The organism is uncultured Aquincola sp. (assembly GCF_964001545.1).
Lineage (GTDB): Bacteria > Pseudomonadota > Gammaproteobacteria > Burkholderiales > Burkholderiaceae_C > Aquincola.
Genome location: NZ_CAXFDV010000444.1, coordinates 1 through 13,095, shown reverse-complemented (window position 1 = coordinate 13,095; position 13,095 = coordinate 1). Strand labels below are relative to the sequence as shown.

Sequence of the window (13,095 nt, the reverse complement as noted above, 5' to 3'; positions counted from 1 at the left end):
GCGGTCAGGCCGGTGTAGCTGAACATGCCGCGCTGGGTCAGGAAGTAGTCGAAGTTGCGGCCCGGCAGCTTGGCCGACAGCACCGCATGCAGGCTCTTGCGCATGGCCTGGATGCGCTCGCGCATCGCGGCCACGTCGGCTTCCCACGAAGCGCGCAGCGCCGGGTCGTTCAGCACCTTGGCCACCACCGCGGCGGGGTGCAGCGGCGGGCTGGAGTAGTTGCGGCGCACGGTGGCGCGCAACTGGCCCAGCACCAGTTCGGCCTCGGCCGCGTCCTGGCACACCACGCTCAGCGCGCCGGCACGCTCACCGTACAGGCTCATGCTCTTGCTGAACGAGTTGGCGATGAAGAACGACAGGCCGGCGCTGGCCAGCGCCCGCACCGCGAACGCGTCTTCGTCGATGCCCTGGCCGTAGCCCTGGTAGGCCAGGTCCAGGTAGGGCAGCAGGCCGCCGGCCTTGAGCACCGGGATCAGCTGCTCCCACTGGGCCGGGGTCAGGTCGACGCCGGTGGGGTTGTGGCAGCAAGCATGCATCAGCACCACGCTGCCGCGCGACAGCTTTTGCAGCGCTTCCAGCATCTCGCCGAACTTCACGCCGCCGGTGGCGGGGTCGTAGTACGGGTAGGTGTTCACCGTCAGGCCGCAGCCTTCGAACATCGCGCGGTGGTTGTCCCAGGTGGGGTCACTCACGTACACCTGCGCGTCGGGCAGCCAGCGCTTGATGAAATCGCCGCCCACCTTCAGGCCGCCGCTGCTGCCCACGGTCTGCAGCGTGGCGATGCGGCCGCTGGTCACCGCCTCATGGTCGGCGCCGAACAGCAGCGCCTGCACGCCCTGGCGGCAGGCGGCCAGGCCTTCCATCGGCAGGTAGGCCTTGGCGCCGCCTTCGTTGACCAGCTGCTGCTCGGCCTGGCGCACGCAGTCCAGCACCGGAATGCCGCCGGCGTCATCGAAGTAGATGCCGATCGACAGGTTGGCCTTGTGGGGGCGCGGGTCCTTCTGGAAGGCGTCGTTCAGGCCCAGGATGGGGTCGCCGCCGTAGGGTTCGATGTGCTGGAACATGGACATGGGTCTCTCCAAGGGATGGCGGATTATCCGAGGGCCGCTTCGATGTCGGCCTTGAGCGATTCGGGTTTGTCGGTGGGCGCGTAGCGGCGGATCACCCGGCCGTCGCGCCCGACCAGGAACTTGGTGAAGTTCCACTTGATGGCCTTGGTACCCAGCAGCCCAGGCGCCTCGGCCGTCAGCCACTTGTACAGCGGGTGGGCCTCGGCCCCGTTGACCTTGACCTTGGCCATCATCGGGAACTGCACCCCGTAGTTCAGGCTGCAGAAGGAGGCGATCTGCTCGTTGCTGCCGGGGTCCTGGCCGCCGAACTCATTGCTCGGAAAACCCAGCACCACCAGGCCGCGCTCGCGGTAGGCCTGCCACAGCGCCTCCAGCCCGGCGAACTGCGGCGTGAAGCCGCACTGGCTGGCGGTGTTGACGATCAGCATCACCTGGCCCTGGTAGTCGGCCAGCCGCACGGGCCGGCCGTCGATGGACTGCGCTTCAAAGTCGAAGATCGGGGAGGGTGTCATCAGCGGCGCGCCGGTTGCCAACGGGGCAGGCATCCTAATCGCCACGGTGAACTGGGGGGGCGTGGCCTGCCGTCATTGACAGCGCCGGCCCGTGCCGCCCTATGCTCTGAACGTTTCTTGCGCCGCGCCTTCGGGCCGGCTTTTTCCCCGGAGGTTTTTCCATGCGCGCCAGCGCGCCACCGCCCGTCGCGCACCACGTGGCGCTGAGAGGTTTCAGCCCCTTCGAGCGCAGAGCCATCGAATCGGGTTTCCGCCTGTCCAGCACACCGGGCGCGCGCTACCTGTGCAGCCCCGCGCTGGAAGACGCCCGCTTCATCATTGCCGACGCCGACCATCCGGGCGTCATCCACGACATCGTGGCGGCCGGCCGCGAAGGCGACACGGTGTTCGTCGGCGCCCAGGCGCCCGACGGCGCGCTGGCCTGGACCATGCGGCCCATCGACCCGCTGCACCTGCTGCGCCAGCTCGATGCGGCGGTGGCCCTGCGCGACACGCTGGGCACCGACGTGCCGCTGCAGCCGCCCCATGCCAGCCATGTGCAGGGGCTGCCGGCGCGACCCGCCGCCGCCCCGGGCGAGCCGGTGCCGGCCCGCCGCGCCAGCGACCAGCCGCTGCCGGACGAGCCGCCCCAGGCCCGGCCCGAGGGCCGCTGAACACTGCGCGCAGCGGCGTTCAGGCGGTGGCGGCGCCGCCGCCGCGCACCGACAGCAGCGCGGCACTGACGATCAATGCGCCGCCCAGCAGCAGCCGCGCATCCACCCTGCCGGCGCCCAGTGCGGCGGCCGAGCCGGCGGCAAACACGATCTCGGTGAGCATCACCACCGCGGTGACCCCTGCGCGCAGCCGCGCCGCGCCGTACTGCAAGGCAAGGTTGGCGCACACGAAGGCCGCTGCCAGGCCCACCAGGCCGGCGATGCCGCCCAGGCCGGGCAGCACGGGCGGCGCCACCCGGCCCGCCAGCATCAGCGCGCTGGCGCCCAGGGCCGAGACCACGGTGCCGCCCAGGAACATGGCGGTGGCGCGCTCGGCATCGGCGCGGTGCGCCTCGCGCCGCAGCCACACGTTGTTGAGCGCGAAGGTGAAGCCGCCCAGCAGCCCCAGCCCTTCGGCCAGGCTGCGCGGCCAGGGCCAGCCGCCGCCGGCCGGCCACAGCACCACCGCGGCGCCGGCCAGCGCCAGCACCATGCGCAGCAGGCCCAGGCGGGTCAGCCGCTCACCCAGCAGCAGGCGCGCCAGCAGCAGGGCCCACAGCGGCATCAGGTAGAACAGCAGCACGACGCGCACCACGTCGCCCACCGTCACGCCCCAGTTGAAGGCGGCGTTGGTGGTGCCCGAAGCCAGCACCAGCACCCACAGCGATGGCGTGCGGGCCAGGCCGCCCCACACGCCGGGGCGCCAGGCCGTCAATGCCACCAGCACCAGCGCATAGATGAGCGCGGTGCTCCACAGCGGGTGCAGGCCCAGTGCCTCGAACTGGCGCAGCGGCCACCACGACACGCCCCAGACGAAGGCGTTGGCCACGAGCGCCAGCACCGGCAGCGCAGCGCCGGCGGCACCCGCCGGCTTAGTGATCACTGCGGGCAATGGCCAGCAGCCGCTGCACCTCTTCGCCGTGGTTCTTCAGGTTGCTGCGGTGCCAGCGGCGGATCAGCTCCATCGTGCCCATGACCACCACGCCGAACACCGCGATGGCGGCAAAGGCCGACAGGCTGAGCTTGGTCATGCCCGTGTAGAAGGCGCCCAGCCCCAGGATGCAGGCCTGCTCGTTGAAGTTCTGCACCGCGATCGACCGGCCCGCGCCCATCAGGTTGTGGCCGCGGTGCTGCAGCAGCGCGTTCATCGGCACCACCAGATAGCCGCCCAGCGCACCCAGCAGAATCAGGAAAGGCACCGCCGCCCACACGTTGGTGAGCAGGTTCAGTCCGATGATCAGCACGCCCATGGCGATGCCCAGCGGGATGACGCTGGTGGCGCGGTCCAGCCGCATGTAGAGCGAGGCCACCACCGCCCCGACCGCGGTGCCGATGGCCACCACGCCGCCCAGGGTGGAGGCCTGCGTGGTGGTGTAGCCCAGCGCCGCCGCCGCCCAGGCGAACACGATGACGCGCAGGTTGCCGCCCACGCCCCAGAACATGGTGGTGGTGGCCAGCGAGATCTGGCCCAGCTTGTCCGACCACAGGCGGGCGTTGCACTGCGAGAAGTCGCGCACCAGGCCGGTGATGCCGTGCGTCATCGGCTGCAGCGGCGCGTCGGTGCGGGGGATGAAGAGGTTGAACACCGCCGCGATGATGTACAGCAGCACCATCGAGGCAATGGCCGCTTCGGGCGGCGTGTCGATGCCGGTGTCCACGCCCGGCAGGTCGAAGCCCAGCAGCATCGGCGCCACCTTGGGGCCCACCAGCTGGCCACCCAGCAGGATGCCCAGGATGACCGAGGCGATGGTCAGCCCTTCGATCCAGCCGTTGGCCTTGACCAGCTGTGAAGGCGGCAGCAGCTCGGTCAGGATGCCGTACTTGGCCGGCGAATAGGCCGCCGCCCCCAGACCGACGATGGCATAGGCCAGCAGCGGGTGGCCGCCGAACAGCATGAACAGGCAGCCGGCCACCTTGATGGCGTTCGAGAAGAACATGACCTTGCCCTTGGGCACGGCATCGGCGAACGCCCCCACGAACGGGGCCAGCACCACGTAGAAGAGCGCGAACATCGGCGTCAGCGCCGGAACCTGCCACGCGGGCGCCCCGGTCGACTTCAACAGCTCGATCGCAGCCACCAGCAAGGCGTTGTCTGCCAGCGAGCTGAAGAACTGCGCTGACATGATGGTGTAGAAGCCTTTTTTCATTCGCGACGGTGAGGCCGCCCGATTCGTACACAGGCTTCCAAAAGAGGTCTCCACGCAAGGCGCCGGGTTTATAGCACGCGGCTTTTGCAACAACACCGGGGCAAAATCCGAAGATGCCCCGTCCGATCCAGGCCCTGATCCATACCGAAGCGCTGGCCCACAACCTCCAGCAGGCGCGCCAGGCCGCCCCGGACGCCCGGATCTGGGCGATTGTGAAGGCCAATGCCTACGGTCACGGCATCGACCGTGCCTACGAAGGCCTGCGCGCTGCCGACGGCTTCGCGCTGCTAGACCTGGCCGAGGCTGAAAAAGTTCGCTCGCTGGGCTGGCGCGGGCCCATCCTGCTGCTCGAAGGCGTGTTCGAGCCACGCGACCTGGAGCTGTGCTCGCGGCTCGACCTGTGGCACGTGGTGCACTGCACCGAGCAGATCGACTGGCTGGCCGCCCACAAGACGCAAAAGCCCCACCGCGTGTTCCTGAAGATGAACAGCGGCATGAACCGCCTGGGCTTGCGGGCCGGCGCCTTCCGCGCCGCCTGGACGCGGCTGAACGCGCTGCCGCAGGTGGACGAGATCTCGCTGATGACCCACTTCGCCACCGCCGATGGCGACGAAGGCGTGGCCCGGCAGCTGGCCGCCTTCACCGCCGCCACCGCCGACCTGACCGGCGAGCGCAGCCTGGCCAACAGCGCGGCGGTGCTGCGCTTCGGCGCCGACCCGGCGGTGCGCGCCGACTGGGTGCGCCCGGGCATCCTGGCCTACGGCAGCAGCCCCGACTTTCCGGCCCACGACATCGCCCACTGGGGCCTGCAGCCGGCGATGACGCTGCGCTCGCGCCTGATCGCGGTGCAGCAGCTGGCCGCCGGCGACAGCGTGGGCTATGGCGCCCGCTTCACCGCCACCGAGCCGCTGCGCGTGGGCGTGGTGGCCTGCGGCTACGCCGACGGCTACCCCCGCGTGGCCGACACCGGCACCCCGGTGCTGGTGGACGGTGTGCGCACCCGCACGCTGGGCCGGGTGTCGATGGACATGCTGGCGGTGGACCTGACGCCGGTGCCCCATGCCGGCCCGGGCACCGAGGTCACGCTGTGGGGCCGCGCTGCCGACGGCACGGTGCTTGCGATCGACGAGGTGGCGCAGGCCGCCGGCACCCTGGGCTACGAGCTGATGTGTGCCTTGGCGCCACGCGTGCCGGTCGAAGTTGTCGCCTGAGGACCTCGGCCGCGGCCGCGTACACAGGCCCGCCAACGGCCGCTGCTAAGGTCGGCCGCCTTCATCACCACTCAGGAAACACCTTCATGGGCATCATCGGAACCTTCATCGTCGGCCTGATCGTCGGGGCGCTGGCGCGCCTGGTCATGCCGGGCGAGCAGAAGATGGGCTGGATCCTCACCGCGCTGCTGGGCATCGCCGGCTCCTTCATCGCCGGCTACGTCGGCCAGGCAGCGGGCTGGTACCAGGCCGGCCAGGGCGCCGGCTGGATCGCTTCCGTGCTGGGCGCGGTGGTGCTGCTGTTCGCGGTGCAGAAAATCCAATCCAAGTAACCCAACCAAGGACACGCCATGGACCTGCCGGCCCACCAGCTCACGATGACGGTGCTGATGACCCCAGACACCGCCAACTTCGCCGGCAACGTGCATGGCGGCAGCATCCTCAAGCTGCTGGACCAGGTGGCCTACGCCTGCGCCAGCCGCTATGCCGCGCGCTATGTGGTCACGCTCAGCGTCGACCAGGTCAACTTCCGCCAGCCCATCCACGTGGGTGAGCTGGTCACCTTCCTGGCCAGCGTCAACTACACCGGCACCTCGTCGATGGAGATCGGCATCAAGGTGATCGCCGAGGACATCCGCTCGCAGGTGGTGCGGCACGTCAACAGCTGCTTCTTCACGATGGTGGCGGTGGACGACGAGCGCAAGCCGGTGGCCGTGCCGCCGCTGCGGCCCTTCTCGCCCGACGAGAAGCGCCGCCATGCCGCCGCCCAGGTGCGCCGGCAGCTGCGCAAGGAAATGGAGCAGCGCCAGGCCACGCTGCTGGCCGACCACGCCAGCGGCGCGACCACGGCAGCGGGATGACCCGGCGGCCGGTCGTCCAGCCGCATGAGGTGACCTGGACGGCCATCCGCGCCCAGGGCGCGGGCGGGCAGAACGTCAACAAGGTGTCCAACGCCGTACACCTGCGCTACGACGTGCGGGCCTCGTCGCTGCCGCCCGACGTGAAGGAGCGGCTGCTGGCGCTGCGCGACAGCCGGCTCACGCTGGAAGGCGTGGTGGTGATCAAGGCCCAGGCCCACCGCAGCCTGGAGATGAACCGTGCCGAGGCGCTGGAGCGCCTGCAGGCGATGGTGGACAGCGTGGCCACGCTGCCTCCCACCCGCCGGCCGACCCGGCCGACGCGCGGCTCTCAGCTGCGGCGGCTGGAAGGCAAGAAGCGCGACAGCGCCATCAAGGCCGGCCGGCGCGGCGGGCTCGACTGATCACACCGCCCGCTTGAAGGTGGCCAGCAGCGCCGCACACGCCATGAACAGGCCGCCGAAGCTGCGGTTCAGCCAGCCCATCTGCCGCGGCGTGCGCAGCAGGCCCAGCACCCGGGCGGCCAGCGTCATGTAGCCGGTCATCACCAGCATCTCGGTGAAGCACAGCGTGGCGGTGATGGCCGCGTATTGCAGCGGCAACGGCCGCGACAGGTCGAGGAACTGCGGCACCACCGCCAGCATGAACACCGTGCCCTTGGGGTTGAGGGCATTGATCATCCAGCCGCGCAGCAGCAGGCCGCGCTGCTCGGCGGTGGCGGCTTGGGTGGTAGCGGCTTCGGTGGTGGTGGCCATCGGCACCGCGGGAGCGCGCCACTGCTGCAGGCCGAGCCAGGCCAGGTAGGCCACGCCCAGCCACTTGACCACCATGAAGGCGGTGGCCGAAGCCACGATCAACGCCCCCAGGCCCAGCGCCACCACCGTCATCTGCGTGGTGATGCCCAGCGCCAACCCCGGCATCAGGCGCCAGCCGCCGCGCAGGCCCAGGCGCGAGCCGGTGCTCATCGCGGCGATGGCCGCGGTGCCGGGAGACAGGCTGATCGCGAAGGCGGCCAGCAGGAAGGTGAGCCAGACGGAAAGAGCCATGGGACGAAGCGCGCGCAGGAGGATCGGGGCGCAGAGTGTGCCGCACGCCACCGACAATCGGCCCCATGGCCAAGGACAAGTCGATCTACACCTGCCGCGAATGCGGCGGCACCAGCCCCAAGTGGCTGGGCAAGTGCCCGCACTGCGGCGCCTGGAACACGCTGGAAGAAACCGCCGCCGAGCCGGCCGCCGGCAGCGGCAAGAACCGCTTCCAGTCGCTGGCGCGCAGCCAGCCGGTGGCCACGCTGGCCGACATCGACGCCGCCGACGTGGCGCGCACGCCCACCGGCCAGGAAGAGCTGGACCGGGTGCTGGGCGGCGGCATCGTGGCCGGCGGCGTGGTGCTGATCGGCGGCGACCCCGGCATCGGCAAGAGCACGCTGCTGCTGCAGGCGGTGGACGCGCTGTCCACGCAGATGAAGGTGCTGTACGTCACCGGTGAAGAAAGCGGCGCGCAGATCGCATTGCGCGCCCGCCGGCTGGGGCTGGAAGGCAAGCAGGTGCGGGTGGTGGCCGAGATCCAGCTCGAACGCATCCTGGCCACCATCGAGGCCGAGCAGCCGGCCTTCTGCGTGATCGACTCGATCCAGACGCTGTATTCCGAGCAGCTCAGCTCCGCGCCCGGCTCGGTGGCCCAGGTGCGCGAGTGCGCGGCCCAGCTCACCCGCACCGCCAAGACCGGCGGCTGCACCATCGTGCTGGTGGGCCACGTCACCAAGGAAGGCGCGCTGGCCGGCCCGCGCGTGCTGGAGCACATCGTCGACACGGTGCTGTACTTCGAGGGCGACACCCACAGCAGCTTCCGCCTGGTGCGGGCCATCAAGAACCGCTTCGGCGCGGTCAATGAGATCGGCGTCTTCGCGATGACCGAGCGCGGCCTGAAGGGCGTGACCAACCCCAGCGCCATCTTCCTGTCCACCCACGGCGACCCGGTGCCCGGCGCCTGCGTGCTGGTGACGCTGGAAGGCACGCGGCCGATGCTGGTGGAGATCCAGGCGCTGGTGGACACCGGCGGCCCCAGCCCGCGCCGCCTGAGCGTGGGCCTGGACCGCGACCGCCTGGCCATGCTGCTGGCGGTGCTGCACCGGCATGCAGGCGTGGCCTGCGCCGACCAGGACGTGTTCGTCAATGCCGTGGGCGGCGTGCGCATCAGCGAGCCGGCGGCCGACCTGGCGGTGCTGCTGGCCATCCAGAGCAGCCTGCGCGGCAAGCCGCTGCCGCGCGGCTTCATCGCCTTTGGCGAAGTGGGCCTGGCCGGCGAGGTGCGGCCCGCGCCGCGCGGCCAGGAGCGCCTGAAGGAAGCCGCCAAGCTGGGCTTTTCCATCGCCGTGGTGCCCAAGGCCAATGCGCCCAAGAAGCCGATCGAGGGCCTGACCGTGCATGCGGTCGAGCGCATCGAAGAAGCGATTGACGTGGTGCGCGGGCTGACCTGAACACCGATGGGCGTTGGCCCAGAATGGCGGGCTGACCGCTCAAGGAATGGACGACATGGACCCGAGACTCGGATGGCCGCTGGCCGCGGTGGCAATCGCGCTGGGCTGGTGGCAGTGGCACTGGCAGGGCCTGATCCTGGGCCTGACGATGGTCTCGTTCTGGCTGGTGATGCAGTTCACCCGCACGATGAAGATCATGCGCACCGCTGGCAAGTCGCCCATCGGCCACATCAAGAGCGCGCTGATGCTGAGCACCCGGCTGCAGGCCGGCATGCGCATGCTGGACGTGGTGGTGCTCACCAAGAGCCTGGGCCAGCAGACCGGCACCCAGCCCGAAGTCTGGCGCTGGGCCGACAGCGGTGGCGATGCGATCGACCTGCAGTTCGGCAGCAACGGCCGGCTGGAGCGCTGGACGCTGCAGCGCGCCCCGTCGGACGCGGCGGCCGAGGCCGAAACCGCCAGCCTCTGACGGCCGGCGCACGCCGCTGGTCAGCCCGGCGCCAGGCCGAGCAGCGCCCGAGCACGCGACTGCTCGGTGCCGGGCTCGAAACGCTCGGCCACCAGGCGCTGGAGGGCGGCTTCGCGTTGCGGCGGGCTCAGCTCGGGGGCGGCGCGCAGCCGCTGCAGCTCGGCCGCTGCTTCGGCCAGGCGCTGCTGCCAGCGGGCTTGGGCAGCTTCTTCCTCGGCCAGGCGCTGCGCCGCCTCGGCCGACAGGCTGCTGCGGTCGATCAAGGGCGCTGGCTCGGCCGGCGCGGCCGGCATCGCCGCCACATGGCGGGCCAGGGCGGCTTCTTCCTCCGCGTAGAACGCATCGGCCCAGGCCGCGCCCAGCCACTGTCGCCGCAACTGCCGGCGCTCGGCCAGCGCTGCCGCCCAGCCCGTGGCGGTGGGGGCCGCCCACGACCCCGTTGCCAGCGCGCCCGCCTGCCCCGGCGCGGCCTGCAACGCCAGGTAGGCCTGCCACACCTGCAGCACGGTGGCCACGTCCTGCGGCGCAAGCTCGGCCTGCGCCCGGCGCGTCAGCCAGTCGGTGATGCGCGCGGTGGGCACCTGCCCGGCCAGCTGCAGCAGGTGGTCGAAGCGCTGGCGCAAGGCGCGCGATGGCCGCACCCGGCCTTGCGCATCCTGGCCCCAGCCGCCGTCCAGCGCGGTGCCGCGCAGCACGCTGTGCTCGGCCACCCAGCGGTCGAGCCGGGCGGCTTCTTCCGCCGCAGGCGCAGGCCCGCTGGCCGGCGCATCGCCCGGTGCGGCGGCAACCGCGGCCGGGCCGCTGGCGGGTGGCGGCGTGGTCACCAGCGCCGTGGCAACGGCCGGCTCATCGGCCGCGGTGCGCCAGGCCACCCCACCCGCCAACCCCAGCGCCGCCAGCACACCCAGTGCCACCGCTGCACGTTGAAGCGGCCGCTGCGCGGCCACCTGCCGGGCCATGTTCACAGCCCCAGCTGCTTCAGGCGGTTGGCCTGGCTGCGGTAGAACGCCACCGGGTCGGGCGTGAACAGGCCGCGCAGCCCCAGCGACTGGTTCACTTCGTCCAGGTGGTTCCAGGGGTAGTCGTCGCGCAGCACCGTGCCCCAGTGGCTGCTGCAGCGGCTGACCAGGCCGTCGTTCGGCTCGCTGCCGAAGTAGGTGGACGTCAGTGCCAGGAAGGCATCGGCCGGGTCCAGCGGCTGCGTGACCACGCTGGTGCCGCTGACGGAAAAGTAGCGCACGCCGTTGACCTGCGCCGGGCCCTGGCCGCAGGGCGTGGTGGGCGCGCCTTGCGGAAAGCGCGCGTTGAACGCCGCCGCGCCGGGCGTGTTGAGCGAGACCAGCGAGCCCAGCGACTGCTGCGGCAGCTGCGGCGCGCCCGACAGCCAGGAAATGGCCACGCCCTGCGCATTCACGATGCTGGCCACCAGCCCCGTGGTGCCGGTGGCGGCCGCCGCGGCCTGGATGCCGTCGGCCACCTTGGAGCCGGCGTGCGGCGCACCGACGGTGGTTACAGAGGCGACGAGTTCGGGCGCCACCGCGGCCACGTAGCGCACCGTGGGGCCGCCATGGCTGTGGCCGATGAGGTTGAAGCGGGTGTGGCCGTAGGCCGCCTTGAGCTGGCGCAGCTGGGCCAGCAGCTGTTCACCGCGCAGCTCGGAGGTGTTGAGCGCCGACACCGACGGCGTGTACACCGTGGCGCCGCCGGAGCGCAGCGCCGCCGGCACGCCGTAGAAATAGTCCACCGGCCCGATGGCGTCGAAGCCCAGCATGCCGTGCACCAGCACCACCGGATAGCGGGTCTGGGTGTAGGTGTCGGCGGCCTGCGAGGCCGGGGCAGCCAGCGCGGCGGCGGCCGCCAGAGCCAGCGTGGCGGCGGCGTGGCGCCAGGACGTGCGTGCGGTGGAAAGGGTTCGTGGCATGGAAAGGGCTCCGTGGCATCTGCAGGAAAGGCCCGGGCCCAGTACCGCCCCGGGACGGCACCGATTTCCGCACGAACGTTCGTTTTTTTGGGGCAGTGAATGCCCGGGGGTGGCACGGCCACCCCCGCATCTGCGCTGCTTACTTGGTGGCCACCGGGGTCGCTGCGGCAGGCGGCTGAGTCGCCAGCGTGGGCGCGCCGTCCTTCTCGTTCGTGCGGTCGAACACCAGGCTCTTGCCGAACTCGAGCTGCACCCAGGTCGGGTAGGTGTAGGCGGTGCCCTTGTTGTGGTCGATGATGGCGCCGATGCCGCCGCCCAGGATGATGTTGCCGAACATGCCGGCATTGGCGCGCGAGATGGCGCGGGCCAGCGCGTCCGGGTTCTTCGGGTCCTTGCAGACGATGTCCAGGTCCTTGCTGGAGCGCCGCACCTGGGCGGTGTCGCCCGACTTCACCGACACGCTGCCGTAGTCGTTCGTCAACTTGCACTCCGCCCCCGTCACCAGGTCGCCGGTGGCGGTCTTGGTTTCCACCTTCATCGGGTGGGTGGAGTCGTTGACGACGGAAGCGCAGCCCGTGGTCAGCGCGCCCACGGCCAGCAGTGCAATCAGGTTCTTCATTGTTTTCCCCAACGGTTGTCGTTTTTGCGGCCCAACGCCGCGGCGGCGATTCTTGCGGCAAAAATGACGTTTCGATACGGGGTTGAAGGCGCTACTAAAATCATTGGTTTTGCGGCGCCGGTCGCCGCTTCTTCGACTAAAAGGTGCCCCATGTCCTCCATGCACGATCGCGACGGCAAGATCTGGATCGACGGTGAACTCGTCGACTGGCGCGACGCCAAGATCCATGTGCTGTCCCACACGCTGCACTACGGCTGCGGTGCCTTCGAAGGGGTGCGCGCCTACAACACCGCCCAGGGCACGGCCATCTTCCGCCTGCGTGAGCACACCGAGCGGCTGTTCAACAGCGCCAAGATCCTGCGCATGAAGATCCCCTTCAGCTTCGAGCAGGTGTGTGAAGCCCAGCTGGAAGTGGTGCGCGTCAACAAGCTGGAGAGCTGCTACCTGCGCCCGCTGACCTGGATCGGTTCCGAGAAGCTGGGCGTCAGCCCCAAGGGCAACACCATCCACCTGATGGTCGCGGCCTGGCCCTGGGGCGCCTACCTGGGTGAAGAAGGCCTGAAGCGCGGCATCCGCGTCAAGACCAGCAGCTACACCCGCCACCACGTCAACATCACGATGACGCAGGCCAAGGCGGTGAGCAACTACAGCAACTCGATCCTGGCCAACATGGAAGCCACGGACGACGGCTACGACGAAGCGCTGCTGCTGGACGCGGCCGGCTTCGTCAGCGAAGGTGCAGGCGAGAACATCTTCGTGATCAAGAACGGCGTGGTGTACACGCCCGACCTGTCGGCCGGCGCGCTCAACGGCATCACCCGCAACACCATCTTCGCGATCTGCCAGGACCTGGGCCTGAAGCTGGTGGAAAAGCGCATCACCCGCGACGAGGTCTACATCGCCGACGAAGCCTTCTTCACCGGCACCGCCGCCGAAGTGACGCCGATCCGCGAGCTCGACCGGATCGAGATCGGCATCGGCAGCCGTGGCCCGATCACCGAGAAGATCCAGTCCGCGTTTTTCGACATCGTCAACGGCCGCAACCCGAAGTACGCCGAGTGGCTGACCAAGGTCTGACCCCTCACTGCCTGATCAGGAGAGAACCGTGAGCCAAAGCG

General features: G+C 70.2%; 16 protein-coding genes. 8 read left to right on the top strand and 8 right to left on the bottom strand.

The genetic code is table 11. The features are described from left to right. Positions 1 to 1,064 (bottom strand): amino acid aminotransferase (locus ABNT58_RS15170; protein ID WP_348754296.1); only part of this gene is annotated, 1,064 nt, incomplete at its 3' end. A 29-nt stretch (positions 1,065 to 1,093) separates the two neighbouring features. Beyond that, entirely contained in the window at positions 1,094 to 1,582 is a 489-nt protein-coding gene (locus tag ABNT58_RS15165; RefSeq protein ID WP_348754294.1) for a glutathione peroxidase, read from the bottom strand. 161 nt (positions 1,583 to 1,743) lie between these two features. On the opposite strand from ABNT58_RS15165, the gene ABNT58_RS15160 reads away from it, so the two are divergent. Beyond that, on the top strand, positions 1,744 to 2,235 hold the full coding sequence (locus tag ABNT58_RS15160; RefSeq protein ID WP_348754293.1) for a hypothetical protein: 492 nt from the start codon (positions 1,744 to 1,746) through the stop codon (positions 2,233 to 2,235). 19 nt (positions 2,236 to 2,254) lie between these two features. Here ABNT58_RS15160 and ABNT58_RS15155 read toward each other — a convergent pair whose 3' ends face one another. Together ABNT58_RS15155 and lplT are read right to left on the bottom strand one after the other, a co-directional pair. Beyond that, positions 2,255 to 3,157, bottom strand: coding sequence for a DMT family transporter (locus ABNT58_RS15155; RefSeq protein WP_348754292.1), 903 nt, complete (start codon positions 3,155 to 3,157; stop codon positions 2,255 to 2,257). After that, positions 3,147 to 4,421, bottom strand: coding sequence for a lysophospholipid transporter LplT (lplT, locus tag ABNT58_RS15150; protein WP_348754291.1), 1,275 nt, complete (start codon positions 4,419 to 4,421; stop codon positions 3,147 to 3,149). The genes ABNT58_RS15155 and lplT overlap by 11 nt, the downstream gene beginning before the upstream one ends. Positions 4,422 to 4,534: 113 nt before the next feature. Here lplT and alr point away from each other — a divergent pair, with 113 nt between their 5' ends. The 4 genes from alr to arfB all read left to right on the top strand — a co-directional run bounded on the left by alr (position 4,535) and on the right by arfB (position 6,893). Continuing rightward, positions 4,535 to 5,632 (top strand): alanine racemase, encoded by a 1,098-nt coding sequence (gene alr, locus ABNT58_RS15145; protein WP_348754290.1) that lies wholly within the window; start codon positions 4,535 to 4,537, stop codon positions 5,630 to 5,632. An 86-nt stretch (positions 5,633 to 5,718) separates the two neighbouring features. Next, positions 5,719 to 5,964, top strand: coding sequence for a GlsB/YeaQ/YmgE family stress response membrane protein (locus tag ABNT58_RS15140; protein WP_348754289.1), 246 nt, complete (start codon positions 5,719 to 5,721; stop codon positions 5,962 to 5,964). Positions 5,965 to 5,982: 18 nt separating this feature from the next. Further along, positions 5,983 to 6,492 carry an acyl-CoA thioesterase gene (locus ABNT58_RS15135; protein ID WP_348754288.1) on the top strand — a complete coding sequence of 170 codons (510 nt, stop codon included), beginning with the start codon at positions 5,983 to 5,985 and terminating at the stop codon, positions 6,490 to 6,492. Then, positions 6,489 to 6,893 carry an alternative ribosome rescue aminoacyl-tRNA hydrolase ArfB gene (gene arfB / locus ABNT58_RS15130; RefSeq protein WP_348754287.1) on the top strand — a complete coding sequence of 135 codons (405 nt, stop codon included), beginning with the start codon at positions 6,489 to 6,491 and terminating at the stop codon, positions 6,891 to 6,893. The genes ABNT58_RS15135 and arfB overlap by 4 nt, the downstream gene beginning before the upstream one ends. Here the strand turns inward: arfB and ABNT58_RS15125 are convergent, their stop codons facing one another. Next, on the bottom strand, positions 6,894 to 7,535 hold the full coding sequence (locus ABNT58_RS15125) for a LysE family transporter (RefSeq protein ID WP_348754286.1): 642 nt from the start codon (positions 7,533 to 7,535) through the stop codon (positions 6,894 to 6,896). Between the two features lie 65 nt (positions 7,536 to 7,600). On the opposite strand from ABNT58_RS15125, the gene radA reads away from it, so the two are divergent. Together radA and ABNT58_RS15115 are read left to right on the top strand one after the other, a co-directional pair. Further along, positions 7,601 to 8,968 carry a DNA repair protein RadA gene (gene radA / locus ABNT58_RS15120; protein WP_348754285.1) on the top strand — a complete coding sequence of 456 codons (1,368 nt, stop codon included), beginning with the start codon at positions 7,601 to 7,603 and terminating at the stop codon, positions 8,966 to 8,968. A 55-nt stretch (positions 8,969 to 9,023) separates the two neighbouring features. After that, positions 9,024 to 9,437 carry a hypothetical protein gene (locus tag ABNT58_RS15115; protein WP_348754284.1) on the top strand — a complete coding sequence of 138 codons (414 nt, stop codon included), beginning with the start codon at positions 9,024 to 9,026 and terminating at the stop codon, positions 9,435 to 9,437. A gap of 20 nt (positions 9,438 to 9,457) precedes the next feature. On the opposite strand, the gene ABNT58_RS15110 is transcribed toward ABNT58_RS15115, so the two are convergent. The 3 genes from ABNT58_RS15110 to ABNT58_RS15100 all read right to left on the bottom strand — a co-directional run bounded on the left by ABNT58_RS15110 (position 9,458) and on the right by ABNT58_RS15100 (position 11,977). After that, positions 9,458 to 10,396, bottom strand: a complete 939-nt coding sequence (locus ABNT58_RS15110) for a lipase secretion chaperone (protein WP_348754295.1) — start codon at positions 10,394 to 10,396, stop codon at positions 9,458 to 9,460. A gap of 2 nt (positions 10,397 to 10,398) precedes the next feature. Further along, positions 10,399 to 11,358: a triacylglycerol lipase gene (locus ABNT58_RS15105; RefSeq protein WP_348754283.1), complete on the bottom strand. Its 960-nt coding sequence runs from the start codon at positions 11,356 to 11,358 to the stop codon at positions 10,399 to 10,401. 139 nt (positions 11,359 to 11,497) lie between these two features. Continuing rightward, the gene (locus ABNT58_RS15100) at positions 11,498 to 11,977 is read right to left on the bottom strand and encodes a hypothetical protein (protein ID WP_348754282.1); all 480 of its coding nucleotides are present in this window, start codon (positions 11,975 to 11,977) and stop codon (positions 11,498 to 11,500) included. 150 nt (positions 11,978 to 12,127) lie between these two features. On the opposite strand from ABNT58_RS15100, the gene ABNT58_RS15095 reads away from it, so the two are divergent. Further along, complete coding sequence (locus ABNT58_RS15095) at positions 12,128 to 13,054, top strand: branched-chain amino acid transaminase (protein WP_348754281.1); 927 nt, start codon at positions 12,128 to 12,130, stop codon at positions 13,052 to 13,054. The last annotated feature ends 41 nt before the right edge of the window (positions 13,055 to 13,095 follow it).

Coding starts and splice junctions, on each gene's coding strand:
- ABNT58_RS15165 (WP_348754294.1), bottom strand. CDS start 1,582: ATGACACCCTCCCCGATCTTCGACTTTGAAGCGCAGTCCATCGACGGC.
- ABNT58_RS15160 (WP_348754293.1), top strand. CDS start 1,744: ATGCGCGCCAGCGCGCCACCGCCCGTCGCGCACCACGTGGCGCTGAGA.
- lplT (WP_348754291.1), bottom strand. CDS start 4,421: ATGAAAAAAGGCTTCTACACCATCATGTCAGCGCAGTTCTTCAGCTCG.
- alr (WP_348754290.1), top strand. CDS start 4,535: ATGCCCCGTCCGATCCAGGCCCTGATCCATACCGAAGCGCTGGCCCAC.
- ABNT58_RS15140 (WP_348754289.1), top strand. CDS start 5,719: ATGGGCATCATCGGAACCTTCATCGTCGGCCTGATCGTCGGGGCGCTG.
- ABNT58_RS15135 (WP_348754288.1), top strand. CDS start 5,983: ATGGACCTGCCGGCCCACCAGCTCACGATGACGGTGCTGATGACCCCA.
- arfB (WP_348754287.1), top strand. CDS start 6,489: ATGACCCGGCGGCCGGTCGTCCAGCCGCATGAGGTGACCTGGACGGCC.
- ABNT58_RS15125 (WP_348754286.1), bottom strand. CDS start 7,535: ATGGCTCTTTCCGTCTGGCTCACCTTCCTGCTGGCCGCCTTCGCGATC.
- radA (WP_348754285.1), top strand. CDS start 7,601: ATGGCCAAGGACAAGTCGATCTACACCTGCCGCGAATGCGGCGGCACC.
- ABNT58_RS15115 (WP_348754284.1), top strand. CDS start 9,024: ATGGACCCGAGACTCGGATGGCCGCTGGCCGCGGTGGCAATCGCGCTG.
- ABNT58_RS15110 (WP_348754295.1), bottom strand. CDS start 10,396: ATGGCCCGGCAGGTGGCCGCGCAGCGGCCGCTTCAACGTGCAGCGGTG.
- ABNT58_RS15105 (WP_348754283.1), bottom strand. CDS start 11,358: ATGCCACGAACCCTTTCCACCGCACGCACGTCCTGGCGCCACGCCGCC.
- ABNT58_RS15100 (WP_348754282.1), bottom strand. CDS start 11,977: ATGAAGAACCTGATTGCACTGCTGGCCGTGGGCGCGCTGACCACGGGC.
- ABNT58_RS15095 (WP_348754281.1), top strand. CDS start 12,128: ATGTCCTCCATGCACGATCGCGACGGCAAGATCTGGATCGACGGTGAA.